Origin of the sequence: Piscinibacter sp. (genome assembly GCF_050175855.1) — a bacterium.
Classification (GTDB): Bacteria; Pseudomonadota; Gammaproteobacteria; order Burkholderiales; family Burkholderiaceae_C; genus Piscinibacter.
Genome location: NZ_JBFXIO010000002.1, coordinates 1 through 24,505 on the forward strand (window position 1 = coordinate 1; position 24,505 = coordinate 24,505).

Here is a 24,505-nt window from a genome sequence, read left to right on the forward strand (position 1 = left end):
AGGCGCGCCTGCTCGACGGCACGCCGGCCAGCGGCCACCAGACCAGCGAGAAGACCGGCGGGGCCTGGGTGCAGGTGTCGCGCCTGGGCATGCCGCTGGTCAACGAGGTGGTCATCGGCCTGAAGGACAAGGACCGATTCAACGCAGCCAAGCCGGCCGACGACACGCAGTTCGCCGACTACGTGACCCACCCGACGCTGCCGGCGCTGCTGGAGATCGCGCTGGGCATTCCCGGCACGGCGCCAACCAACTTCCCGCGCACCGACCTCGTCACCACCTTCCTCACCGGCATCCCGGGGCTGAACCAGCCGCGTTCGGTGCAGGCCTCGGAGATGCTGCGGCTGAACACCGCGATCGCGCCGGTGCCCTTCGCGCAGCAGAACCGTCTCGGCGTGGTGGGCAACCTGCTGGCCGGCGGCAGCGACAACGCCGGCTTCCCCAACGGCCGCCGGCCGAAGGACGACGTGGTCGACATCTCGCTGGTAGCGGTGATGGGCGGGCTGTGCGTGGCCAACGGCGACACCAACACGCTCGGCCTGGGGACGGCGTGCAAGCCCTCGGCCGCGCCGCTGGGGGCCACCGCCTTCCAGCTTCACGACGCCGTCGACCAGGCCACGGTGCCGCTGCTCGCGGGCTTCCCGTACCTGAACACGCCGATCGGCGGCACCCGTTGAGCGGAGGCAGCATGAGCAAGAACCTCTTGATCCTGCTGGCCACCGCAGCGGCGCTGGCAGCGTGCGGCGGCGGTGGAAGCAACGACGCGCCACCGGTGACCGACACCGTGCCGCCCGCGGCCACGGCCTCGCCGCAGGCCTTCACGAGTTATGTCGGCTCGCTGCCGGCGGACGACACCGGCGAGCCGCTGAAGCTTGACGGCGTGCTGCCGCCGGCGTCGGACACCGACGAACCCGCCCCGTTGCGCTGAGGGGGCGGGTGATGGCACCGCCGATCCTCACCCGCCTCGCAGCGGGACTGTTCTGCGCCGCGATCGGGCTCGTGGCGACGGCGGCGCCTTTCACGCCGTCCGGCGACGAGGTCGTCATCGAGCGGTTGCCCACGCGACAGAGCGCCGAGACCCGCCGCCAGCGCGCCGTGCTGGCGCGCGATCCGGGGCAGCTGCCGCTGGCGCTGGCCACCGCACGATCGGCCATCGAGCGGGCCCGGATGCGCGGCGATCCGCGCGAACTCGGGCTGGCGCAGGCGGCGCTGAAGCCCTGGTGGATGCAGCCCGCACCACCCGCGGCGGTGCGGCTGCTGCGCGCCACGATCCGGCAGAGCCAGCACGACTTCGATGGCGCGCTGGCCGATCTCGACGCGCTGGTGGCCGATGCCGCCGCGCCGTTGCCGCTGCGCGCGCAAGCCCTCCTCACGCGCGCCGCGGTGCGGCAGGTGACCGGCCGGCTCGCGCTGGCCGAAGAGGACTGCCGCGCGCTGGCCACACCCGATTTCGCGGCCTTGGGCGCGGCACTCGCGGTACCGGCACGTGCCTGCGTCGCCGAGCTGCACAGCCTGCGCGGCCAGCCGCGCGAGGCTGCCGCTGCGCTCGCGGCACTGGCACGCGAGGTGCCGGGCGACGGCTGGCTGGCGTTGGTGCGCGCCGAACTGGCGCAACGGATGGGCGACCACGCCGCGGCCGAAACGCTGTTCCGCAAAGCCACCGCCGGCACGCCCGGCATCTATGCGATCGCGGCGCGCGCCGACTGGCTGATCGAGCGCGGCAGCGCCGCTGAAGCGCTGGCGCTGATCGAGCCGCACGGCGTCGAGGCCGACGCGCTGCTGCTGCGCCGCGCGATCGCCTGGGAACGCCTTGGAGATTCGCGCGCCGCGGCCGACGCCGCCACGCTGCAGGCGCGCTTCGACGCGGCACGCCTGCGCGGCGAGAACCTGCACCTTCGCGAGGAAGCGCTGCTGGCGCTGGAACTCCAGCGCGAGCCGGCGCGCGCGCTCGCGCTGGCCGAACGGAACTGGGCGCGTCAGAAGGAACCGGCCGATGCCCTGCTGCTCGCGCGCGCGGCGCAGGCCGCCGGCCGGCCACTGGCAGCTGACGCGCTGCGCGACTGGGCCGCCATCGATGTGCGCATCGCCGCTGCCGGCAAGGACGCACGATCATGAAGCTCCGTCACCTGTTGGCTCTGGCGCTGGGATGTCTGGCCGGCGCCGCACAGGCGCACAAGTCCAGCGACGCTTACCTGCGCTGGCAGGTCGACGGCACACGCATCGAGCAGCGCGTGGACATCGCGCTGCGCGACCTCGACCGCGAGCTCGTGCTGGATGCCGATGGTGACGGCCAGCTGCGCTGGGGCGAGGTGCGCTCGCGCTGGTCCGAGATCGAGCGCCTGGCCGACGCGGCAATCGCGATGCGTGCCGACGAGCGCGACTGCCCGGTGACGAGCCGTGGCACGCCGCTGCTCGACGAGCACACCGATGGCCGCTATGCGGTGCTGCGGCTGCAGCGCGACTGCGCCGCAGCGGTCGGCTCGCTCACGGTGAGCTACCGGCTGTTCGCCAAGAGCGATGCGGATCACCGCGGCATCGCCCGCCTCGATGCAGGCGGATCCACGCAGCAGGCGGTGCTGGTGCCAGGCGAGGCGACGCAGCGCTTCTCGCTCGGCAGCAAAGAACACAGCCCGCGCTCCTTCGCCGGCTTCGTCGCTGAAGGCATGCACCACATCGCGATCGGCCTGGATCACATCCTCTTCCTCGCCACGCTGCTGATCGTCGCCGTGTGGCGCCGAGACGGCCGCGGCTGGGCGCCGCGCGAGACCGCGCGCTCGGCGTGCGCCGAGACGCTGCGCCTGGTGACAGCCTTCACCGCGGCGCACTCGATCACGCTCGGGCTGGCTGCGTCAGGCGTTCTCGCACCGCCCTCGCGCTGGGTCGAGTCGCTGATCGCCGCGAGCGTGCTGCTCGCAGCGCTGGACAACCTGCGCCCCTTCTTGCGCGCGCCGCGCTGGATGATGGTGTCGCTCTTCGGACTGGTGCATGGTTTCGGCTTCGCCGGGCCGCTGCAGGATCTTGGCCTCGCGCAGGGGCAGCTGATGCTGCCGCTACTCGGCTTCAACCTCGGCGTCGAACTGGGCCAGCTGGCTCTGGTGGCGCTGCTGCTGCCGGCGGCCATTGCGCTGCGCCGCGCGCCACTGTATCGGCGCGCGCTGGTGCCCGGCATGTCGGCGGCCGTGGCGCTGCTGGCGCTGGTCTGGACGCTGGAACGCAGCCTGGGCTGGGCCCTGCTGCCGAGCTGAACGCGGCGGTGTCGTGGAACACTGTCGGTTCCCGACACTGCCTTCCTGCCATGGCCCCGATCTTCCACATGATCAACGGCGCGCCCGACCCTGTCGCGCCCTTCAGCCACGCCGTCGAGGCCGACGGCTGGGTGTTCGTCACCGGGCAGATGCCCTTTGCAGGCACCTCCATCGACGAGCCCTACCCCGAGGGCATCGAGGCGCAGACCCACCAAGTGATGAAGAACCTGCAGACGGTGCTGCAGGGCATCGGGCTCACGCTGGCCAACGTGCTGCAGATGCGCGTGTACCTCACGCGCTTCGAGCAGGACTATGCGGCGATGAACGAGGCCTACGCGAGCTGGTTCCCGGCCGGCCGCCGGCCGGCGCGCACCTGCGTCGGCGTCAACGGCCTGGCCAAGGGCGCGCTGATCGAGATCGACATGGTGGCGCGGCGCTGATCATCCGCCCCAGGCCACCGCATCGAAATCGCGCTGCAGCGCGCGCCACACCGTCGGCGCCGTCAGCGGCATCTGCACCTGCTCCGCCTCGCGGCCCAGGCCCGCGCCGGCCAGCGCATCGACCACCGCGTTGACCACCGCCGGCGTGGCGCCGATGGTGCCGAGCTCGCCCACGCCCTTCACGCCGAGCACATTGGTGGTGCAGGGCACCGAGGTGTCGAACACCGTCTTGAAACCGCGGAAGACGTCGGCGTGCGGCAACGCGTAGTCCATGAAGCTGGCGGTGAGCAGCTGGCCGCTGTCGCCGTCGTAGCGCACCGCCTCGCACAGCGCCTGGCCGATGCCCTGCACGGCGCCTCCCTCGATCTGGCCGCGCACGATGGTCGGGCTGACCACGCGGCCGATGTCGTTGACCGACGCATAGGCCGCGATCTCCACCGCGCCGGTGTCGGGGTCGACCTCGACCTCGCACACGTGGCAGGCGTTCGGCCAGCTCGGCGCGCCGGCGGTGGCGCCGCCCTCGGCGGTGATGCGCGCGGCCGGCTGCTTCGCAGCCAGCTCGAACAGGCCGATGCCGCGGTCGGTGCCGGCGATGGTGAAGCGGCCGGCGCGGTATTCGATGTCGCGCGGCGCGGCCTCCAGCGCTTCGCCGGCGAGATCCTTGGCCACCTGGATGGTGTTCTCCGAAGCCACCTGTACCGCCGCCCCGCCGGTGAACAGCGAGCGCGACCCCGCGCTGCCAAAACCGTTGGCGCGGTCGGTGTCGCCATGCACCACGCGGATCTGGTCGAGCGGCACGCCGAACACGTCGACCGCCAGCTGCGCCAGGCTGGTGTTGATGCCCTGGCCCATCGGCATGGTGGCCACCGTCAGCTCGACGATGCCCTCGGGCAGCACGTTGACCGTCACCTGCTCCGACAGCGCGTTGCCGCCGGTCCACTCGAGGAAGGTGGCGATGCCTCGGCCGCGCAGCCGGCCCTTCGCCTTCGATTGCGTGCGCCGCGCCTCGAAGCCGCCCCAGTCGGCCAGCGCCAAGCCCTGGTCGAGCATCTTCTCGAACTGCCCGACGTCGTAGGTCTGGCCCATCGGGTTCTTGTAGGGCATCTGCTCGGGGCGGATCATGTTGCGGCGGCGCAGCTCGGCGCCGTCGATCTTCATCTCGCGCGCGGCGGCGTCCATCAGCCGCTCGATCACGTAGATCGCCTCCGGCCGCCCGGCGCCGCGGTAGGCGCCGGTGGGCGTGGTGTTGGTCATCACCGCGGTCAGGTGCAGCGAGATCGCGGGGATGTCGTAGATGCTGGTCGACACCCACGGCCCGATCAGCAGCTGGATCGCCACACCCACCGTCATCGCATAGCCGCCGACGTTGGCCACCGAGCGCGTGCGCAGCGCCAGCACCTTGCCGTTGGCGTCGAGCGCGAGCTCGGCGCGGGTGACGAGGTCACGGCCGTGCACCGAGGCGCTGAACTCCTCGAGCCGCTGCGCGCACCATTTCACCGGCCGGCCCAGCGTGCGCGCTGCGTGGCCAACCACGATGTCTTCCGGGTACAGGCCGGTCTTCATGCCGAAGCCGCCGCCCACGTCACCCACCGTCACGCGCACCTGCTCCTTGGCCAGGCCGAGCGAGCCGGCCACGCCGTCGCGCACGGCCGTGGGCATCTGGCTGGACAGCGTGATCAGCAAGCGGCCCGTGGCGGCATCGGTCTCGGCCAGCACCACGCGCGGCTCCATCGAGGCCGGCGCCAGGCGCTGGTTGACGAGGTCCAGCGACACGCGGTGCGCCGCCGTGGCGAAGGCCGCTTCGGTGGCCGCGGCGTCGCCATGGCGCATCTCCGCCGCGATGTTGTCGGGCGCAGCCTCGCACAGCACCGGCACGCCGGGGCGCATCGCGGCCAGAGGGTCGGTCACAGCCGGCAGGTCTTCGTAGTCGACGACGACGGCTTCGGCGGCGTTGAGTGCCGCCTCGCGCGACTCGGCCACCACCGCGGCCACCGCCTCGCCGACGTAGCGCACACGATCGAGCGCCAGCGGGTGGCGCGGCGCCGAGGCACCTGGCTTGCCGTCGGGGCGGGGGAAGGGCACGGCCGGGCCGATCGGCTTGACGCCGGCGGCGTGCAGGTCGGCGCCGCTGAACACCGCCAGCACGCCAGGCATCGCCTTCGCGGCGCTCGCGTCGACGCCGAGGATGCGCGCATGGGCGTAGGGAGAGCGCAGGAAGACGAGGTGGGTCTGCGCAGCGCGCGCCAGGTCGTCGGTGAAGCGGCCCTCGCCGCGCAGCAGCGCCGGGTCTTCGATGCGGCGCACGTCCTTGCCGCTGCCGTAGCGGCCGGCCTCGACCGTGGTGGTGCTGCTCATGCGCGCTCTCCCTTCGCGGCCAGCGCCTGCGCAGCCTGCTGCACCGAGGCGACGATGTTGACGTAGCCGGTGCAGCGGCACAGGTTGCCCTCCAGCGCCTCGGCGATCTGCGCCTCGCTCGGGTTCGGCTCGTGGCGCAGCAGCGCGCACGCCGACATCAGCATGCCCGGGGTGCAGAAGCCGCACTGCAGGCCGTGGCAGGCCATGAAGGCCTCCTGCAGTGCGTGCGGCGCATCGCCCTTCGCGAGGCCCTCGACGGTGGTGACCGCGCGGCCCTGCGCCTGCAGCGCCAGGATGCTGCAGCTCTTCACCGCCTCGCCGTCGACCAGCACGGTGCAGGCGCCGCACTGCGCAGTGTCGCAACCCTGGTGGGTGCCGGTCAGCGCCAGCGGGCCGCGCAGCAGTTCGACCAGCAAGGTGGTGGGGGCCACGTCGGTCTCGACCGCTCGGCCGTTGACCGTGATGCGCAATGTCGTCATGGAGTCACCTTTCGTCGGGCGATCGCCATGCTAGTCGCTTCGCCCGCCGGCCGCAGGGGCGGGGATGTCCGGATCGCCGAGCGCTTCGCGTGGTACCGCTCAGGAGGACCCCATGACACCCCCGACGATCGACAGCTTCACCACCCGCACCGGGCAGCGCGTGCACCTGCGGCCGGTCTGCCCGCAAGATGCCGAAGCGCTGGCCGGCATGCTGGCCGGCCTGTCACCGCTGGCGCGGCGCCGGCGCTTTCACGGCGCCGTCAACGCCGTCTCGGCAGCCCGCCTGCACGACATGGCCGGCGCCGACGGCCACCGTCAGATCGCCCTCGTCGCGCTGGCCGAGCACGACGGCACCACGCGGCTGGTGGCCGACGCCCGCTGCGTCACCGATGCCAGCGACAGCGCCGCCGAATTCGCCCTCGTGGTGGCCGAAGGCTGGCGCGGCCGGGGCATCGCGCGGCGCTGCGTGGCGGCGTTGCGCCGCGCTGCCGCCGACGAAGGCCTGCACTGGCTGTACGGCCACGTGCTGGCCGACAACCTGCCGATGCTGGCCCTGATGCGCCGCTGCGGCTTCACGCTCAGCCCGCACCGTGGCGACGCCGGCGTGGTGGTCGCCGAGGCGCGCTGCCTGCCGGCGCCCCCGGTGCCGCCTTGGCGGCACGACGCATGGCGGCCGGCCCCATGCACCCTGGGGAGGGCGTGAGCGATGGCCAGCGTCAGCGCCCCCCGTTTCCAGGCGCCGCGCCTGGCCCTCGTGCTCGGCAGTGGCGGCGTGCGCAGCGTCGCTGCGCTGGGCATCGCCGACGTGCTCGCCCGCCACGGCATCCGCCCCGACCTGGTGGTCGGCTGCAGTTCGGGCGCACTGTTCGGCGCGCTGATCGCCGCGGGCACGGCGCCGGCCGAGGGCCTCGCGCAGGCCCGGCAGCTGTGGTCGCAGGAGCTCACCGAGCAGCGCAACTGGCGCGCCTACGCGCAGCTGCTGGTGCCACGCTGGGCCGGCTTCGACGCCGACTTCGCGCTGCGCCACGGCACGCGCATCGCCGAGCGCATCGAGGCGGCCTTCGGCGCGAGCCGCATCGAGGCGCTGCCGACCCCGCTGCGCATCGCCGCGACCGACGCCGCCACCGGCGAGCCCGTGCTGTTGACGCGCGGGCCGCTGGCCACCGCGCTGCGCGCGAGCATGGCCGTACCCTTCCTGTTCCCGCCGGTGCGCATCGACGGCCAGCGCCTGGTCGACGGCGTGGTGTCCGACCCGCTGCCGGTCTCGGCCGCGCTCGACGCCCGCGTGGTGCTCACGCTCGGCTTCGAGGGCCGCATGCCGCGCCGCATCGACAAGCCCTCGCGGCTGGTGGCGCAGGTCAGCACCTCGCTGCTCAACAACCTGATGCGCGCGCGGCTGGAGACGGCGGCCGCGCGCGGCCAGCGGCTGCTGCCGGTGGTGCTGAAGCTCGATCGCGAGGTCGGCCTGTGGCAGACCGGCGCGATGGCCGAGGTCTTCGAGGCCGGCCGCCGCGCCGCGCAGGCACAGTTGGGCGAGATCCACGAGGCGCTCGCCGCGGACGCGGGGCGTGCGGTGGCCTGAACGCGCCGCCGTGGCTCTTTGGAGGGATTGCGATGGACCGGTGCGGCGCGCAGGATCGTTGCCCGCCCGTCGCCGACGGGCTTCCTGCCTCGAGCCCTGTCCATGGTCACTGCCGAGATCGAGAAGGCGGCGCCTGCCGCCGACGTGCTGTTCGCCCAGCTGTACCACGAGCTGCGCCGACTGGCGCGCTCGCGCCTGGCCGGAGGCGGCCGCCACACCCTGCTGGACACCTCGGCGCTGGTGCACGAGGCCTTCATGCGCATGCAGCGCGGCGGGCTAGTGGCGCTGAAGGACCGCGAGCACTTCCTCGCCTACGCCGCGACGACGATGCGCTCGGTGGTGATCGACTTCGTGCGCCGCCGCCAGGCCGGGCGGCGAGGCGGCGAGGCCGAGCACGTGACGCTGGACACCCGCGCCGGCGAGATGCTCGGCACGAGGGACGACGAGATCCTCGAGGTGCACGAGGCGCTGCAGATGCTCGCGCAGGTCGACGAGCGGCTGGTGCGCGTGGTCGAGATGCGCTACTTCGCCGGCCTGACCGACGCCGAGATCGCCAGCGCGCTGGGCGTCACCGACCGCACGGTGCGGCGCGACTGGGAGCGCGCCCGGCTGCTGCTGGCGCAGATGCTCGGCCGCTGAGACGATGAAGCCGCCGCAGGACCCCGGCGAGCTGCGGCGCCTGAACGGCCTGCTCGAGGCCGCGCTCGCGCTGCCGCCGGCGCAGCGCGAGGCCTGGCTGCGCGGCCTGCCCGCATCCGACCACGACCTGCTGCCGCTGCTTCGCCAGCTGCTCGAGCGCGCCGGCACCGACGCCGGCGACGACTTCCTGCGCGAGCCGCTGGTGCTCGACGGACCCGGCGGCCTCGACGAGGCGGGCCTCGAGCCGGACGCCCCCGGCGACTGCATCGGCCCCTACCGGGTGCTGCGCGAACTCGGCCACGGCGGCATGGCCACGGTGTGGCTGGCCGAGCGCACCGACGGCAGCCTGAACCGCCAGGAGGCGCTCAAGCTGCCCCATCCCGGCTGGGCCGCCAGCCTGGCGCAGCGCATGGCGCGCGAGCGCGACATCCTCGCCTCGCTCGAGCACCCGCGCATCGCGCGGCTGTACGACGCCGGCGTCACCGCCGAGGGCCGGCCCTGGCTGGCGATGGAGTTCGTCGACGGCACGCCGATCGACGTGCACTGCCGCGAGCATGCGCTGTCGATCGAGGCGCGCCTGCGCCTGTTCCTGCAGGTGGCCGAGGCGGTGTCGTACGCGCACGGCCGGCTCGTCGTGCACCGCGACCTCAAGCCGAGCAACATCCTCGTCACCGCGGCCGGCGAGGTGCGGCTGCTCGACTTCGGCGTGGCCAAGCTGCTCGGCGACGACGGGCCCACGCAGGCGCAGATCACCCGCCTGATGGGCCGTGCGGTGACGCCCGACTACGCCTCGCCCGAGCAGGTGGGCGCGAAGCCGGTGGGCGTGGCCACCGACGTCTACTCGCTCGGCGTGGTGCTCTACGAGCTGCTCGCCGGTGTGCGGCCCTACCGGCTGCCGCGCGACACGCCGGCCGCGCTCGAGGAGGCCGTGCTCGCCGCCGACGTGCCGCCTGCGAGCAGCCGCGTGGCCGACCGGCGCGTCGCGCGGGCGCTGCGCGGCGACCTCGACACCCTCCTCGCCAAGGCGATGCGCAAGGAGCCGGCCGATCGCTACCGCAGCGTCGAGGCCTTCGCCGCCGACGTCGAACGGCACCTCGCCGGCGAACCGGTGCTGGCGCGGCCCTACAGCCTGGCGCAGCGGCTGCGCAAGGCGATGGCGCGGCACCGCCTGCCGCTGGCCGCCGGCGCGGCGGTGGCCGTGGCGCTGATCGCCGGCACCGCGCTGGCCACCTGGCAGGCGCGTGAGGCGCAGCGCGAACGCGACCAGGCGCGTGCGCTGCTGGCGCGCAACGAGGCGATCAACGAATTCTTCACGCTGCTGTTCAGCGAGGCGGTGGCGCCCGAGCAGGCCGATGCGGTGAAGGCACTGCTCGACCGCGGCTGGCACATGGTCGGCCCGGCCTTCGGCGCGGTGCCTGAGAACGAGGCGGCGATCCTGCGCATCCTCGCCGAGTACTACAACGACCCTGACCGCAGCGAGGCGATGCTCGCGCGCGCCGCCGAGATCACGCGCGGCTCGGCCGATCGCACGCTGCGCGCGCAGATCGACTGCGACCGCGGCCAGCTGCTCGAGTCGCTCGGCCGAACCGCGGAGGCGGTGCAGATGGTGGAGCGCTGGATCGCCGATCCGGGCACGCCCGACCTTGCCGCGGTGCATTGTCTGCAGATGCGCGGCGCCATCGCCGCCAACCGTACCGAGGCGGCGGTGGCCCTGCGCTCGTCGCAGGCGGCGCTGGAGCGGCTGCGCGCCGCCGGGCAGGCCGGCGGCGACATGGAGGCCGACCTGCTCGGCGACATCGCCTTCGCGCTGCACGCCGGCGGCCGCAGCGGCGAGGCCGAAGCCTGGTTCGAGCAGTCGCAGCAGCGCTACCGTGCGCTGAACCGGCAGGACAGCCTGCACGCGCGCGTGATGCTCAGCAACTGGGGCGTGGTCGAGCTGGCCACCGGCGACGTGCAGCGGGCCCTGGCGCGTTATGACGAACTGCTCGACAGCCACCGTCGCCTGATGGCATGGCGCGATCCGCCGAGCTGGGTGCTGGGCAACCGTGCGCTGGCGCTGGAGCGCACCGGCCGTCACGACGAGGCCCTGGCCGCCTACGCCGAGACGCTTCGCGCCAGCGAGGCCTCGAAGCACGCCCAGGGCAGCCGTTACGGACTGGTGGGCATGGCCAGCGTGCTGGTCGCGACCGGCCGCCTCGACGAGGCGGATGCCGCGTTGCGACGCGGCGCGGCGCTGCCCGGCGCCGAGGAAACGGGCCACCCGTCCGTCATCCGCGCGGAGTGGGTCCGGGCACGCCTGATGCTCAAGCGCGGCCAGGCGGCGCAGGCGCATGAAGCGCTCGACCGCCAGCTCACGTTCCTGCGCTCGATCGGCGCCAACCCGTCCTACATCGGCATGGCCTTGCGCGAGCGCGCCGAAGCCGCGCTCGACCTCGGCCGGCCCGCGGCGGCGGCCGACGACGCCCGCGAGGCCCTGGCCATCGCGCAGCGCCTGCAGGCCGGCAAGCCGCACTCCGACAGCACCGGCCTCGCGTGGCTGCTGCTCGGCCGGGTCGAAGCGGCGGCCGGCCGCGCCGACGAATCACATGCTGCGTTGCAGCAGGCTCGCGAGCACCTGGAGGCCGCTGCCGGCCCGCTCAGCGCCGACGCTCGCCGCGCGCACTTGCTGCTGGGCGGCGAAGCGACGAACTAGGGCCTGCATCCAGGGGGATGCGGTGACCTCGGCAGGCGCCCATACTGGGTCCGACAGATTCACGGAGAGATGCCATGGACATGCCATCGATGGACGTCACGCCAATCACCGCCGGCGTTGCCCCGACCGTGATCGTCGCACCGGCGCAGGTGCCTTCGAATCCGCGCCTGGCGTGCCGATGCGAAGGCTGCGGCGCCGTGGTCACCTTCGACTCGCTGATCGTCTCCTGCCGCTGCGCCGACGACGGCCGGCCGGCCGACTCAGCCCCGCGCTGAGGCGCGAGCCAGCAGCGCCTCGGCGCCGGGGTAGGCGTCGCGGCGAATCGCCACCTTGCGCGCGAACGGGCTCCACGAAACGCCCGACGCCAGCGCGTCCTTGAACCCGGCGGCATCGACGATCCAGCTGCCGCCCAGCAGCGTGACACCGCGCGCAAACAGCGGATCCGGCAGGCAGCCCGCACCCGGGCCGATCAGCGAGACCCGCTGCGCAGCCCGGCAGTGCGACAGGATGGACTCCAGCGTGTCGTTGAGCAGCACGGTGCTGGTGGACAGCACCTTGTTGCAGGCACCGAGGTCGGCCGGGTCCAGCGAGACGCGCCAGCCTTCGCGCAGGCCGGCGAGGTCCTGGCGCAGCTCGATCACCGTCAGGCGGGCGCCCGTCTCCAGCACCTGCTTCACCAGCGGCGGGAACAGCCCGACCATGCCGACGTGGTCGCCCGGCGCGAGGTCGAGGTCGCCGATCGAGCCCTGCGCCGGCGGCGGCTCGTAGCTGGTACGGTCGAACCAGTGGCGCGTCAGCGCGTTGACGGCGGCGAAGCCCAGCGTGCGTTCGAGGCCGCTGCTTTCGGCATAGCGCCGCGCCAGGTCGAGCGATGACATGCCCACCACCGCGTCGTCATCGACGCCGCGCAGCCCCGCCAGCGTGTCGCCGAGCAGCACGAAGCTCAGGCCCAGCGAGCCGTCGTCGAGCTCGATGGCGCAGAACTCGCCGTCGCGGCTGCCGTCGGCTGCGGGTGGCGGCAGGTGCAGGCGCTTCACGCGCGGCAGCGGGCCGAGGGCGGCGAGGCGCTCCAGCAGCGCCAGCAGGTCGGTGGCGATGCGGCTCATGGCTGCGCCGCCACCATCACGGCATAGGCCTTGAAGACGGCCGTGGCCGCCGCACCGACCTTCAGGTCGAGCGACTCCACGCCCTCGTTGGTGACGCTGGCGCTCAGCGTCATGCCGCCGGGCAGCGTCAGCGCCACGAGCGAGGACACCGCGCCGCGCTCGATGCGCGAGACGGTGCCGGCGAGCTGGTTGCGCGCCGAGAGCTGCCAGCCGGCGAAGTCGGTGACCAGCACCACCGCCGAGGCCTTCACCAGCGCCAGCGCCTCCTTGCCCTTCTTCAGCTTGAGGCGTTTGGCGGCATCGGCCGTCATGGTCGAGACGATCCTGTCGCCGCTCTTGAGCGCGATCGTCACCGTGGCCGACACCGGGCCGAGGTCCAGCGCCTCGACGACGCCGGCGAACTGGTTGCGTGCAGTGGTCTTCATCGACATCCTTCGAAGCAGGCCGGCCAGCGCCGGCAGTTCGGCCAGGCGCGCCTCCTGGGCGCGCAGGAACTCGCGTTGTTCGTGCTGCAGCGTGCGCCAGGCACCGAGCAGGCCACGAGCCGCCTCGGTCAGCCGGGTGCCGCCGCCGCCTGCGCCGCCGGTGGCCGTCTCCAGCAGCGGCGCATGGGCGAGGTTGCCGGCGCCCTCCAGCATCAGCCAGGCGCCCTTGTAGCTCAGGCCGGCGGTGCGCGCGGCCTTGTTGATCGAACCGGTGGCCTCGATGGCCTCGATCAGCGCGAAGAAGCGCGCGTCGAGCCGGCCCGCGAGCTTGAGATCCGCGCTGATCAGGTTGCCGCCCATGCCCCGATCATTCCATCAGCGCCACGGTCTTCACCTGCGCCCACACTGTCAGGCCCACGGCCAGGCCGAGCGATTCGGCCGAACGCTTCGTCAGCCGCGCCACCACCGGCACGCCGCCGACACGCACGCGCACCAGCGCCAGCGCCGGGTGCTCGTCGTCGGCGATCGCCTCGACCGTGCCCGGCAGCTGGTTGCCGATGCTGGTGCCGGACTGCTGCGTTCGCGTCAGGCTGACGTCGCGGGCGAGCACGCGCAGGCGCACGCGCCGACCCACCGGCGCGCCGTCGTCGCGGGCCCAGAAGCGGCAGGCGCCGCCGTCGACGTCCAGCCGGGCCAGCTGCCAGTGCACATCGCGCTCGGCCACCACCGCGTCGAGCACCACGCCGGCGTCGTCGCCGAAGGCCACCGGCAGGTCCAGCCGCGCCAGCATGTCGGCCACCGCGCCATGGGCGAGCACGCGGCCGGCGTCCATCAGCACGAGGTGGTCGGCCAGGCGCGCGACCTCGTCGATCGAGTGGCTGACGTAGATCACCGGGATGCCCAGCTCCTCGTGCAGGCGGTCGAGGTAGGGCAGCACCTCGGCCTTGCGCCGCGCATCGAGCGCGGCCAGTGGCTCGTCCATCAGCAGCAGCCGCGGGCTGGTGGCCAGTGAGCGGGCGATGGCCACGCGCTGGCGTTCGCCGCCGGACAGCGTGTCAGGGCGGCGTGCCAGCAGGTGGCCGATGCCGAGCAGTTCGACCACCTGGTCGAGTGCGATGCGGCGCGCTGCGGGCGCGATGCGCTTCAGGCCATAGGACAGGTTGCCCTGCACGTCCAGGTGCGGAAACAGCGCCGCTTCCTGGATCACGTAGCCGATCGCGCGACGGTGCGTGGGCACGAAGGCGCCGGACGCGTCGTCCTGCCAGACCTCGCCTCCGAGCGCCACGCGGCCGACGGCGCGTTCCAGCCCGGCGAGCGCGCGCAGCACCGTGGTCTTGCCGCAGCCCGACGGGCCGAACAGCGCGCTCACGCCGCGCGCCGGCAGCGCGAGCGACACGTCGAGCGTGAAGCCGCGGCGCGGCAATGCCAGCCGAGCCTCGATCATGCGGGGCGCTCCCCGCGCCGCGGCCGATTCACCACGTACAGCGTCACCAGCACCACCAGCGCGAACACCACCATGCCGGCGGCGAGCCGGTGGGCCTGCGCGAACTCGAGCGCCTCGACATGGTCGTACAGCGCCACCGACAGCACGCGCGTCTCGCCGGGGATGTTGCCGCCGATCATCAGCACCACGCCGAACTCGCCGACGGTGTGCGCGAAGCCAAGCACGCTGGCCGTCACGAAGCCTGGCCGTGCCAGCGGCAGCGCCACGGTGAAGAAGCGGTCCCAGGGGCTGGCGCGCAGCGTGGCGGCGGCCTCCAGCGTGCGTTCGGGGATCGCCTCGAAGGCCTGCTGCAACGGCTGCACCACGAAGGGCAGCGAGTAGATCACCGAAGCCACCACCAGCCCGGCGAAGGTGAAGGGCAAACGGCCCAGGCCCAGCGACTGCGTGAACTGTCCCACCGGGCCGTTCGGACCCATCAGCAGGAGCAGGTAGAAGCCGATCACCGTGGGCGGCAGCACCAGAGGCATGGCCACCAGTGCCGCCCAGAAGGGCCTGCTGCGCGAATGCGTGCGCGCCAGCCACCACGCCATCGGCGTGCCGACGGCGAGCAGCAGCACCGTGGCCACCGCCGCCAGTTCGGCGGTCAGGCGCACGGCGCTCCATTCGGCGGGACTCAGCATGGCGCGCCGGCCTCAGGGGCCGTAGCCGAACTCGCGGATAACGGCCCGGGCCGGTTCGCTCTTGAGGAAGTCGAGCAGCGCACGCGCCGCCGGGTTCTTCTCTCCGGACTTGAGCAGCACCGCATCCTGGCGGATCTCGCCGTGCAGGTTCGCCGGAACCGGCCAGTACGAACCGCCGGCAGGCTTGCCCGGCACGGCCACCTGCGACAGCGCGACGAAGCCGAGCTCAGCGTTGCCGGTGGCGACGAACTGGAAGGTCTGCGCGATGCTCTCGCCCGTCACCAGCTTCGGCGCCAGCACGTCGGCCAGGCCGCGCGCGCGGATCACCTCCATCGCCGCCGCGCCGTAGGGCGCCACCTTGGGGTTGGCGATGGCGATGTGCTTCACCTTGCCCGAAGCCAGCACCGCGCCCTGCGCGTCGACCACGCCCGGCTGCGCGCTCCACAGCGCCAGCCGACCCAGCGCGTAGGTGAAGGCGGTGCCGGCGATGCCATGGCCCGCGGCGACGAGCCTGCGCGGCGTCTCGTCGTCGGCGGCCAGCAGCACCTCGAACGGCGCACCGTTGACGATCTGCGAGTAGAACTTGCCGGTGGCGCCGCTGGAGACCTTCAGCACATGGCCGGTGGCGGCGGTGAACTGCTCGCCGATCTTCGCGAACGGACCGGCGAAGTTGGCCGCCACCGCCACCTGGACTTCTCCAGCCCGGGCGAGGGCCGCGAACGCGAAGGCGAGAGCGAAGAGAAGCGGGCGACGCATGGGCTGGTCTGAGGCAAATCGTTGTGTATCGTAATACATAACGTTGCGATTCTCCCGCCGGTTCGCCTGCCGATGCGCGACACCGTCATGCCGCGCAGGCGTCGTTCGTCTTCCCCGGGAGCGACCACAATCCCGTGGGCGCCGCACCGGAGAACCCCATGAGCCAGTACCTTCTGCTGCTGCACGAGACCCCCGCCGACTTCGCCCAGCTGAGCCCGGCGGCGATGCAGGAGATCATCGAATCGCACCGCGCCTTCGCCGAACGCCTGGCCGGCCGCGGCCAGCTCGCCGGCGGCGAGAAGCTGTGCGACGACGGCGGGCGGCACATCCGATTCCAGGACGGCCGACCGCTGGCCACCGACGGCCCGTACGCGGAGGCGCACGACGTGATCGGCGGCTACTACGTGATCACGGCCGACAGCGACGCGCAGGCCGAGGCCATCGCCTGCGAGTGCCCGCACCAGGGCGGCGGGCGCTGGATCGAGCTGCGCAAGATCGACGCGATGACATGAACGCCGGCCAGGCGCTGGCCGCTGTGCTCGCCCGCGAGCGGCGCCGCGTGGTGGCGCACCTGGCACGCTCGCTCGGCCTGCCGCAGCTCGGCCTGGCCGAGGATGCGGTGCAGGCGGCGGCGCTGCGGGCGCTGGAGCGCTGGCCACTCGATGGCCTGCCGGCCAACCCGGCCGGCTGGTTGTACCGGGTGGCGCGCCACGAGGCCATCGATTCGCTACGCCACGACGGCCGCGCCGAAGCGCTGCCCGACGACGAATCGCAGCTGCCCGTCCACCCTGCACCGGCCGGCCGCTTCGGCGGCGAGCTCGACGACGACGAGCTCGCGCTGGTCTTCGCCGCCTGCCACCCGCTGCTGCCGCCGGCCACGCAGGTGGCACTGGCGCTGCGCACCCTGGCCGGGCTGGAGCTGAAGGCGATCGCGCCGCTGGTGTTCGCCAACGAGGCGGCACTGGCGCAGCGCCTGGCCCGTGCCCGCGAGATGCTTGCCGGCCAGCCGCTGCGGGTGCCGGCCGGCCACGAACTGCCCGCGCGCCGCGAGGCGGTGGCCACCACGCTGGCGCTGATGTTTCACCTCGGCATGCGCGCCGGCGGCCGGGCGGGCAGCACCGAGGGTGCACACGATGCGATGACAACCTGCTGGGAGGCGATCCACCTGGCCCGCGCGCTGGCCGCCCATCCGGCCACGGCGCATGGCGATGCCGATGCACTGGCCGCCCTGCTGCTGCTGCACGGCGCGCGGCTGAGCGGTTCGATCGACGACGCCGGCGACATCGTGCCGCTGCCCGGCCAGCCCCGCGACCGCTGGGACGCCGGCATGATCCGCATGGGCTTCGTGCACCTGCAGGCCTCGCAGCGCGCCGCGCAGTCCTCGCGCTGGCACCTGCTGGCCGGCATCGCCGCCGAGCACGCCATCGCGCCCGACCACGACCGCACCGACTGGGCCGCGATCGTGCGCTACTACGACGCGCTCCTCGCGCTCGACCCGTCGGCGGCGCCGCGGCTCGGCCACGCGATCGCGCTGGCCGAGGCCGGCGAGCCGGCGGCGGCGCACTCGCGGCTCGAGGCCTTGCTGCCCGAGGTGCCGACCGCGCTGCGCGCGCACACACTGGCCGCGCTCGCCCGGGCCCACGAGAGGCTCGGCGACATCGGCGCCTCACTCGATCTCCTGGCGCAGGCCGAAGCCTGTGCCCCGCACCCGGCCGACGCACGCCTGCTGGCGCGCCGGCGCGAGGCGCTGGCCGAAGGCCTCAGGCGATCTTCACGTACTCGTACTCGCCCGGCTGGCCGTTGATGCCCATGCGCGGCGGCGCGATCCAGCTGGCGTACTGGCCCGCCGCAGTGCAGGGCTTCATCAGCGACTGGATGAAGGCACCGTCGGCCTCGTTGGGCAGCCACTCCCCCTGGCCGGCGGCCCACTCGGCCTCGGTGAGCAAGCGGCCGTCGGGGCTGATGCGATGGCCGGCGAATTCGCCGATGCGACGGTTGAAACCCTTGTGCGGCTGGGTCAGCTTGAAGTCGATGCCGGCCTTCTCGATCGCCTTGTTCCAGCGGTCGATGCCGCCCTGGCAGTCGGCGATGTAGTCGTCGAGCAGCCGGCAGTTGATCGCGCGCAGCGCCGGCACGGCCTCGTCGACCAGCTTGCCGCCGACCACGCGCGTGACGTCGTAGGTGGCGTCGTGCAGCTGGTGGTCGTCGGTGAGCTGGGCCTCGTTGAAGCGGCCCTTGAGGCCCGAGTTGAAGGCGTCGGCGGCGTTGCTCGAGATCTCCGCGCCGAACAGGTCGCGCGTCACGCTCATGTGGAAGTTGGCCTTGCGCTGCAGCAGCGGCAGGTCGACCACGCCGAGCGCACGGATGCGCTCGACGTCGTACGGGTCGGTGATGCCGGCCTTGTTCATCGCGGCGCAGGTGGCCTCGATGGTGCGGCCCACGCCGGTCTCGCCGACGAACAGGTGGTGCGCCTCCTCGGTGAGCATGAAGCGGCACGAGCGCGACAGCGGGTCGAAGCCGCTCTCGGCCAGCGCGGCCAGCTGCATCTTGCCGTCGCGGTCGGTGAAGTAGGTGAACATGAAGAACGACAGCCAGTCCGGCGTGCGCTCGTTGAAGGCGCCGAGGATGCGCGGGTTGTCCTGCTGGCCGGAGCGGCGCTCGAGCAGGGCCTGGGCTTCCTCTCGGCCGTCCTTGCCGAAGTGCTTGACCAGCAGGTAGACCATCGCCCACAGGTGACGGCCTTCCTCGACGTTCACCTGGAACAAATTGCGCATGTCGTACAGGCTCGGCGCGGTCTTGCCGAGGTAGCGCTGCTGCTCCACCGACGCCGGCTCGGTGTCGGCCTGGATCACGATCAGCCGCTTGAGCAGCGAGCGGTACTCGCCCGGCACCTCCTGCCAGGCCGGCTCGCCCTTGTGCTTGCCGCACGGGATGGTGCGGCCCTCGACCTTGGGCGCCAGCAGGATGCCCCAGCGATACTGCGGCATCTTCACGTAGCCGAACTTGGCCCAGCCCTTGGGGTCGACGCCGACCGCCGTGCGCAGGTAGACCTCGGCGTCCTGGAAGCCGTCCGGCCCCATGTCCTGCCACCAGTCGAGGTAGCCCGGGTGCCAGCTCTCCAGCGCGCGCTGCAGCTGCTTGTCGGAGGCCAGGTCGACGTTGTTGGGTATCGAATCGTCGTACTTGACCTCGACGAAGCTTTCGCCTCGCACGGATTCCGGTACTTCGATCAGCGTGTCGGTTGTCTCGCTCATGGGTGCTCGCTCCTGGTGGATGATTCGCGGAATGCACTTTCATGCATATCTTGTTCAGCGCGATGCGCAGGATGCTGCATGTCTCCAGGCGAGTTTCTGATCTGGATCAGACTCCGGCGGAATCGCGCGACGCCTCGCCGCCTTCATCTCGGCCTCACGTCGGCCGCGCCCCCGGCTGGCATCATCGGCTGCATGCGCGTGCTGCTGGTCGAGGACGACACGATGATCGGCGAGAGCCTGCGCGAGGCGCTGCGCCGCCAGGGCATGGCCTGCGACTGGGTGCGCGACGGCCGCGCCGCCGAGGCCGTGCTGGCCAGTGAGCGCTTCGATGCGCTGCTGCTCGACCTCGGCCTGCCGCATCGCGACGGCCTGGAGGTACTGCGCGGCCTGCGGGCGCGCGGCGATGCCACCCCGGTCATCGTGCTCACGGCGCGCGACACGCTGAGCGACAAGGTGAAGGGCCTCGACGGCGGCGCCGACGACTACCTCGTCAAGCCCTTCGAGCTCGACGAGTTGCTGGCGCGGCTGCGCGCGCTGCGCCGCCGCCACGAAGGACGCACGCGCCCGCTGCTGCAGGTGGCCGACCTCACGCTCGACCCGGCCACGCGCGAAGTCATGCGCGCCGGGCGCCCCGTGCTGCTGTCGGCGCGCGAGTTCGCCGTGCTGCAGGCCTTGCTGGAGCGGCCCGGCGCCATCGTGTCGCGGGCCCAGCTCGAAGACCGGCTCTACGGCTGGGGCGAGGAGCTGGAGAGCAACGCCATCAGCGTCTACATGCACCAGCTGCGGCGCAAGCTCGGCGACGACCTGCTGCACACGGTTCGCGGCCTGGGCTACTACGCGGGGCCGGCCAAGGACGCGGGCGCTTGAAGGCCGAGCCGCTGCTTCGATCGCTGCGCGGGCGGCTGTTCGCCTTTCTGCTCGCGCTGGCCGGCCTGACCGCGCTGGCGGTGGGCGGTGCCACCTACGTCAGCGTTCGCGCCGAGGCCGACGAACTGTTCGACTACCACCTGCGCCAGATGGCGCTGTCGCTGCGCGACCAGGGCCGCATCGGCGAGGACGAGCGCGAGGCGCTGGCCAACCCCGAGTTCGACTACGTCGTGCAGGTGTGGTCGGTCGACGGGCTGACGCTGTACAGCAGCCGCCGGCCCGCTCATGCGCCGGCGCTGCCGCAGCGCGCCGTGCTCGGCTACAGCCAGGTGCGCCTGGGCAGCGAGGAGTGGCGCGTGTTCGCCGCGGCCACGCCGCTGCGCGTGGTGCAGGTCGGGCAACCGCTCGCGGTGCGCCGCCACCTCGCCACGGCCGCGGCGCTGCGCAGCGTCGCGCCGATCGCCGTGGCTGCACCGCTGGTGGCGCTCGGCCTGTGGTGGATCATCGGCCTGTCGCTCGCGCCGCTGCGACGCGTGACCCAGGCGGCGAGCACACGCGGCGCCGACAGCCTGGCGGCGCTGCCCGACGAGGGCCTGCCGCAGGAGCTGCAACCGCTGGTGGGCGCGTTCAACGGCCTGCTCGGCCGGCTGTCCGAAGCCTTCGAGGCACAGCGCCATTTCGTGGCCGATGCCGCTCACGAACTGCGCACGCCGCTGACGGCGCTGAAGCTGCAGATCGGGCTGCTGCAGGGCACGCCGGCCGGCCCCGAGCAGAACCAGGCCATCGCCCGGCTGCGCGCCGGCGTGGACCGCGCCACCCACCTCGTCGAGCAACTGCTCGCGCTCGCCCGCGCCGAGCCGGGCGCGGCCACGCCGACGAGCGAGCTCGACCTCGCCGCCGTGGCGCGCGAGGCCCTCGCCGATGCCGAACCGCTGGCGGCACGCGCGGGCACGCAGCTCACGCTCGACGCACCCTCGCCCGTGGCCCTGCACGGTGATCCGCAGGCGCTGCGCAGCGCGATCCGCAACCTGCTGGACAACGCCGTGAAGTACGGCGGCCGGCAGGTGCGGCTGACCGTGCGCGGCAGCGATGCGGGAGGCTGGCGGGTGCGCGTGGAAGACGACGGGCCGGGCATCGCGCCCGAGCAGCGCGAGCAGGCGTTCAGGCGGTTCCAGCGCGGCCCCGGCCGGGAGGCCGAAGGCAGCGGGCTGGGGCTGGCGATCGTGCAGGCGGTGGCGAAGCGCCACGGCGCTGCCGTCGAGCTCGGCACCAGCCCCTCGGGCGGGCTGGCGGTGGAGCTGCGCGCGCCCGCCTCGCCGTGACCGCGGCGAACCGGCGCGCGCTGCTCAGACATCCCTAAGTTCCGGCGCCCAGAGTAGACGCACAGTCAGTGTCGACTGGAAGCGCTCGAAAGGAAGGATCATGAAGCTCGGCAACATCGCCCTGGTTCTCGGCCTTGCGGCCGCGACGATCGGCCCGTCCGCGAATGCAGGCGACCATCGCAAGGAATCGAAGAACCCTCGGCGCGCTTCGGCGGGCATGCAGGCCATCGTCGTGACCCCCAAGGCCGGCGAGCCGGGCCACGGCTGGCAGTACTTCTCGGATGCGCGCAAGGCCCGCGCCGTCGTCATCAGCCCGGCTGGCGACTACTACTACAGCCGTGGCCAGGGACTGCAGCTCGTGTACAGGTCGAACCCCACGACCTGAGCGGTCGATCTGTATACTCCATTAGGTATGTAAACGGGCCGGGCGACCGACCCTGTCCCCTGTCTCGCGAGGTCTGACATGTACGGATTCACCACCACGCTCACCGGGCTGTCGTTCGACGAAGCGCTCGAGCGGACCACTGCCGCCCTGAAAGCCGAGGGCTTCGGCGTGCTCAGCGACATCGACGTGCAGCGGGCGATGAAGGAGAAGCTCGGCGCCGAGATGCGGCCCTATCGCATCCTCGGCGCCTGCAACCCGCCACTGGCGCATCAGGCCCTGCAGGCCGAGCCGGACATCGGCCTGCTGCTGCCGTGCAACGTGATCGTCCGCGAGGAGGCACCGGGCCGCGTCGTGGTCGGCTTCCTGGACCCGCAGACGATGGTGGGCCTGGTGGGCAAGCCCGGCGTGAAGCCCGTGGCCGACGAGGCCGAGAGCCGGCTGCGCCGGGCCTGCGCTGCGCTGGGCGGCGGCGCTTCGGCGGCCTGACGCACCGGGTGCGGTTCGCGCGGCGTCGCGAACCGGTCCTCATCTTCGCCTCACCTCCCCCTCACCTGCGCCTCATCCCGGCTTTCTAGAGTGCTCCTCATCCGCTGCCATCACGCAGCGTCCCGATGAAAGGAGCCTCCATGTCCCGCAAGCTCACCGCCACGGCCGCCGCCTCGGCGCTGCTCGTGCTCTCTCTGGCCACCACCGCAGCCGATGCCTGGACGCTGCCCTCCTGGTTGCATCGCGGCGACACGCCAACCAGCGCGACGGTGGCCGCCGCCGCGCCGGCGGCACTTGCCACGCTGGCCGCGGCGCCGCTGCCGGCGGGCCAGATGCCCAACTACCGCGCCATCGTGCAGTCGCAGGGGCCGGCGGTGGTGGGCGTCACCGTGGCCGGCCTGCGCAACACTTTCGACAACGCCGAGGACGGCCCCGACCTCGATCCGTTCTTCCGCTTCTTCCGCGGCATTCCCGGCCTGCGCATGCCGCCGCAGGGCGCGATGCCCTTCCGCGGCCAGGGCTCGGGCTTCATCGTCAGCCCCGACGGCCTGGTGCTGACCAATGCCCACGTCGTTCGCGACGCGAAGCAGGTGACGGTGAAGCTCTCCGACCGCCGTGAATTCTCGGCCCGCGTGCTCGGCAGCGACCCCGCCACCGACATCGCCGTGCTGAAGATCGATGCCAAGGGTCTGCCGACCGTCACGCTGGGCGACCCGCGCAGCGTGCAGGTGGGCGACTGGGTGCTGGCGATCGGCGCGCCGTTCGGCTTCGAGCAGACGGCCACGCAGGGCATCGTCAGCGCCAAGGGCCGTTCGCTGCCGGGCGACAGCTACGTGCCCTTCATCCAGACCGACGCGGCAGTGAACCCCGGCAACTCCGGCGGCCCGCTGTTCGACGCGGCGGGCCGCGTGGTCGGCATCAACGCACAGATCTACTCGCAAAGCGGCGGCTTCCAGGGCCTGGCCTTCGCCATCCCGATGGACGTGGCGCTGCACGTCAAGGACCAGATCGTCGCGACGGGCAAGGTCGAGCATGCGCGGCTGGGCGTCACGGTGCAGGACCTGTCCGCGCCGCTGGCCGCCTCGTTCGGCCTGTCGGCTCCCGACGGCGCGCTGGTGTCCAGCGTCGCGCCGGACAGCGCCGCCGCCAAGGCCGGCCTCAAGCCGGGCGACGTGATCACCTCGGTGGGCGGAGAGCCGGTGCAGGTGGCCGGCGACGTGTCGCAACGCATCGGCCTGGCCAAGCCGGGCGAGCGCCTGACGCTGGGCATCTGGCGCGACAAGTCACGCAGCGAGCTGGCCGTGACGCTGGGCCATGCCGAGCCGGAAGGCCGCCAGGCCGCTGCCGACGCGTCGGGGGGCTCGCTCGGCCTGGCCGTGCGGCCGCTGCAGCGCGACGAGCTGCGCAGCGCCGGCCTGGACCACGGGCTGCTGATCGAGCAGGTCTCGGGCCCGGCGCAGCTCGCCGGCGTGCAGCCGGGCGACGTGCTGCTCGCGCTCAACGGCAAGCCGGTGCGTGGCATCGATCAGGTGCGCGAGGCGCTGCGCGCCAAGCCGAAGTCGGTGGCGCTGCTCGTCAGCCGCGACGGCCAGCAGATCTTCGTGCCGGTCAACCTCGGCTGAGGGTCACGCCAGCGTGGTGCCGAAGAAGCGCATCGTGCGATCCCACGCGATCTGCGCCCAGGCGGCGTCGTACTGCGTCATCGCGATGCGATTGCGGCCCTGCGCGGTCTCGTTGGCGAAGGCGTGGTGGGCCAGGTAGCGGAAGCCCTCGTAGCAGACGTTGGCCTCCTTGAACTTCGCCTCCAGGCCATCGACGCTGGCGATCGGGAAGGCGCCGTCCTGCGTGGCCCAGTGGGCCTGAAGCGGCGCCTTGATCTTGCTGGCGTCGACATATTCCAGCGGCGGCAGGCCGTACCAGATCACGCCGGCGTCCATCTCCGGCACCATCGTCGAGGCCAGCACGGTGAGCGCACCTCCCATGCAGTAGCCGGTGACGCCGACCTTGCCTCGGCCGATGTTGCGGCCCTTGAGGTACTGCACCGCGCCGCGGATGTCCTGCTGCGCGGCCTCGCCGAAGTTCAGGCCGCTCATCAGGTGGTGGGCCTCCTCGGCCTCCACGGTGCTCTTGCCGCGGTAGAGGTCGGGCACCAGCGCGGTGAAGCCGGCCTCGGCGAATCGCTGCGCCACGCCGCGGATCTGGTCGTTCAGCCCCCACCACTCCTGGATCACCACCACCGCGCCGAGCGGCTGGGCGGCTTCGGCGAGATGGCCCTTCACGGTCTGTCCGTCGGGGCGCTTGAATTCGATGGTCTGTGCCATGGTTGTCTCCTGCGTGGGGTGGTTCGAAGC

General features: G+C 72.7%; 26 protein-coding genes. 17 read left to right on the top strand and 9 right to left on the bottom strand.

Translation table 11 applies throughout. From position 1 onward, the window contains the following. The 5 genes from AB7U92_RS00450 to AB7U92_RS00470 form a co-directional block, all read left to right on the top strand. Positions 1 to 674, top strand: a 674-nt coding sequence (locus tag AB7U92_RS00450; RefSeq protein ID WP_428573638.1) for a DUF4331 domain-containing protein, incomplete at its 5' end; no start/stop codon positions are given. A gap of 11 nt (positions 675 to 685) precedes the next feature. Further along, a complete protein-coding gene (locus AB7U92_RS00455) occupies positions 686 to 925 on the top strand; it encodes a hypothetical protein (protein ID WP_428573640.1) in 240 nt (79 codons plus the stop codon). A gap of 11 nt (positions 926 to 936) precedes the next feature. Next, positions 937 to 2,112: a hypothetical protein gene (locus AB7U92_RS00460; protein WP_428573642.1), complete on the top strand. Its 1,176-nt coding sequence runs from the start codon at positions 937 to 939 to the stop codon at positions 2,110 to 2,112. Continuing rightward, complete coding sequence (locus AB7U92_RS00465; protein WP_428573644.1) at positions 2,109 to 3,242, top strand: HupE/UreJ family protein; 1,134 nt, start codon at positions 2,109 to 2,111, stop codon at positions 3,240 to 3,242. Before AB7U92_RS00460 ends, AB7U92_RS00465 begins: the two co-directional genes overlap by 4 nt. A gap of 50 nt (positions 3,243 to 3,292) precedes the next feature. Then, positions 3,293 to 3,682: a RidA family protein gene (locus AB7U92_RS00470; protein ID WP_428573646.1), complete on the top strand. Its 390-nt coding sequence runs from the start codon at positions 3,293 to 3,295 to the stop codon at positions 3,680 to 3,682. On the opposite strand, the gene AB7U92_RS00475 is transcribed toward AB7U92_RS00470, so the two are convergent. Next, positions 3,683 to 6,037: a xanthine dehydrogenase family protein molybdopterin-binding subunit gene (locus AB7U92_RS00475; protein ID WP_428573648.1), complete on the bottom strand. Its 2,355-nt coding sequence runs from the start codon at positions 6,035 to 6,037 to the stop codon at positions 3,683 to 3,685. It abuts the gene before it with no gap. After that, a complete protein-coding gene (locus AB7U92_RS00480; protein ID WP_428573650.1) occupies positions 6,034 to 6,516 on the bottom strand; it encodes a (2Fe-2S)-binding protein in 483 nt (160 codons plus the stop codon). Before AB7U92_RS00480 ends, AB7U92_RS00475 begins: the two co-directional genes overlap by 4 nt. Before the next feature lie 112 nt (positions 6,517 to 6,628). Between AB7U92_RS00480 and AB7U92_RS00485 the strand changes: the two genes are divergently transcribed. The 5 genes from AB7U92_RS00485 to AB7U92_RS00505 all read left to right on the top strand — a co-directional run bounded on the left by AB7U92_RS00485 (position 6,629) and on the right by AB7U92_RS00505 (position 11,704). After that, on the top strand, positions 6,629 to 7,219 hold the full coding sequence (locus AB7U92_RS00485; protein ID WP_428573652.1) for a GNAT family N-acetyltransferase: 591 nt from the start codon (positions 6,629 to 6,631) through the stop codon (positions 7,217 to 7,219). A gap of 3 nt (positions 7,220 to 7,222) precedes the next feature. Continuing rightward, positions 7,223 to 8,098: a patatin-like phospholipase family protein gene (locus AB7U92_RS00490; RefSeq protein WP_428573654.1), complete on the top strand. Its 876-nt coding sequence runs from the start codon at positions 7,223 to 7,225 to the stop codon at positions 8,096 to 8,098. Between the two features lie 102 nt (positions 8,099 to 8,200). Beyond that, positions 8,201 to 8,737 (top strand): ECF-type sigma factor, encoded by a 537-nt coding sequence (locus AB7U92_RS00495; RefSeq protein ID WP_428573656.1) that lies wholly within the window; start codon positions 8,201 to 8,203, stop codon positions 8,735 to 8,737. 4 nt (positions 8,738 to 8,741) lie between these two features. Then, positions 8,742 to 11,429 (top strand): protein kinase domain-containing protein, encoded by a 2,688-nt coding sequence (locus tag AB7U92_RS00500; protein ID WP_428573658.1) that lies wholly within the window; start codon positions 8,742 to 8,744, stop codon positions 11,427 to 11,429. Positions 11,430 to 11,503: 74 nt separating this feature from the next. Beyond that, the gene (locus AB7U92_RS00505; RefSeq protein WP_428573660.1) at positions 11,504 to 11,704 is read left to right on the top strand and encodes a hypothetical protein; all 201 of its coding nucleotides are present in this window, start codon (positions 11,504 to 11,506) and stop codon (positions 11,702 to 11,704) included. Here the strand turns inward: AB7U92_RS00505 and AB7U92_RS00510 are convergent. From AB7U92_RS00510 to modA, 5 genes are read right to left on the bottom strand one after another with little or no spacing between them, the layout of a single operon-like run. Beyond that, positions 11,690 to 12,535, bottom strand: coding sequence for a Rossmann-like domain-containing protein (locus tag AB7U92_RS00510; protein ID WP_428573662.1), 846 nt, complete (start codon positions 12,533 to 12,535; stop codon positions 11,690 to 11,692). The genes AB7U92_RS00505 and AB7U92_RS00510 overlap by 15 nt on opposite strands. Continuing rightward, a complete protein-coding gene (locus AB7U92_RS00515) occupies positions 12,532 to 13,320 on the bottom strand; it encodes a TOBE domain-containing protein (RefSeq protein WP_428573664.1) in 789 nt (262 codons plus the stop codon). Before AB7U92_RS00515 ends, AB7U92_RS00510 begins: the two co-directional genes overlap by 4 nt. A gap of 7 nt (positions 13,321 to 13,327) precedes the next feature. After that, complete coding sequence (gene modC, locus AB7U92_RS00520; RefSeq protein ID WP_428573666.1) at positions 13,328 to 14,404, bottom strand: molybdenum ABC transporter ATP-binding protein; 1,077 nt, start codon at positions 14,402 to 14,404, stop codon at positions 13,328 to 13,330. Further along, positions 14,401 to 15,084, bottom strand: a complete 684-nt coding sequence (gene modB, locus AB7U92_RS00525; protein WP_428573668.1) for a molybdate ABC transporter permease subunit — start codon at positions 15,082 to 15,084, stop codon at positions 14,401 to 14,403. The genes modC and modB overlap by 4 nt, the downstream gene beginning before the upstream one ends. A gap of 12 nt (positions 15,085 to 15,096) precedes the next feature. Further along, entirely contained in the window at positions 15,097 to 15,840 is a 744-nt protein-coding gene (gene modA / locus AB7U92_RS00530; RefSeq protein WP_428573670.1) for a molybdate ABC transporter substrate-binding protein, read from the bottom strand. A 158-nt stretch (positions 15,841 to 15,998) separates the two neighbouring features. On the opposite strand from modA, the gene AB7U92_RS00535 reads away from it, so the two are divergent. Further along, a complete protein-coding gene (locus AB7U92_RS00535; protein ID WP_428573672.1) occupies positions 15,999 to 16,352 on the top strand; it encodes a YciI family protein in 354 nt (117 codons plus the stop codon). Next, entirely contained in the window at positions 16,349 to 17,644 is a 1,296-nt protein-coding gene (locus AB7U92_RS00540; protein WP_428573674.1) for an RNA polymerase sigma factor, read from the top strand. Before AB7U92_RS00535 ends, AB7U92_RS00540 begins: the two co-directional genes overlap by 4 nt. Here AB7U92_RS00540 and boxB read toward each other — a convergent pair. After that, positions 17,601 to 19,094: a benzoyl-CoA 2,3-epoxidase subunit BoxB gene (gene boxB / locus AB7U92_RS00545; RefSeq protein ID WP_428573676.1), complete on the bottom strand. Its 1,494-nt coding sequence runs from the start codon at positions 19,092 to 19,094 to the stop codon at positions 17,601 to 17,603. The two genes, AB7U92_RS00540 and boxB, sit on opposite strands and share 44 nt — an antisense overlap. 192 nt (positions 19,095 to 19,286) lie before the next feature. On the opposite strand from boxB, the gene AB7U92_RS00550 reads away from it, so the two are divergent. The 5 genes from AB7U92_RS00550 (at position 19,287) to AB7U92_RS00570 (ending at position 23,776) form a co-directional block, all read left to right on the top strand. Then, positions 19,287 to 19,961 (top strand): response regulator, encoded by a 675-nt coding sequence (locus AB7U92_RS00550; RefSeq protein WP_428573678.1) that lies wholly within the window; start codon positions 19,287 to 19,289, stop codon positions 19,959 to 19,961. After that, positions 19,958 to 21,283: an ATP-binding protein gene (locus tag AB7U92_RS00555; RefSeq protein ID WP_428573680.1), complete on the top strand. Its 1,326-nt coding sequence runs from the start codon at positions 19,958 to 19,960 to the stop codon at positions 21,281 to 21,283. The genes AB7U92_RS00550 and AB7U92_RS00555 overlap by 4 nt, the downstream gene beginning before the upstream one ends. Positions 21,284 to 21,383: 100 nt before the next feature. Then, positions 21,384 to 21,668, top strand: a complete 285-nt coding sequence (locus tag AB7U92_RS00560) for a hypothetical protein (RefSeq protein WP_428573682.1) — start codon at positions 21,384 to 21,386, stop codon at positions 21,666 to 21,668. A gap of 78 nt (positions 21,669 to 21,746) precedes the next feature. After that, entirely contained in the window at positions 21,747 to 22,154 is a 408-nt protein-coding gene (locus AB7U92_RS00565; protein WP_428573684.1) for a DUF302 domain-containing protein, read from the top strand. Between the two features lie 140 nt (positions 22,155 to 22,294). Continuing rightward, positions 22,295 to 23,776, top strand: coding sequence for a Do family serine endopeptidase (locus AB7U92_RS00570; protein WP_428573686.1), 1,482 nt, complete (start codon positions 22,295 to 22,297; stop codon positions 23,774 to 23,776). A 3-nt stretch (positions 23,777 to 23,779) separates the two neighbouring features. Here the strand turns inward: AB7U92_RS00570 and AB7U92_RS00575 are convergent, their stop codons facing one another. Continuing rightward, positions 23,780 to 24,475, bottom strand: a complete 696-nt coding sequence (locus AB7U92_RS00575) for a dienelactone hydrolase family protein (protein ID WP_428573688.1) — start codon at positions 24,473 to 24,475, stop codon at positions 23,780 to 23,782. Positions 24,476 to 24,505 lie beyond the last annotated feature (30 nt).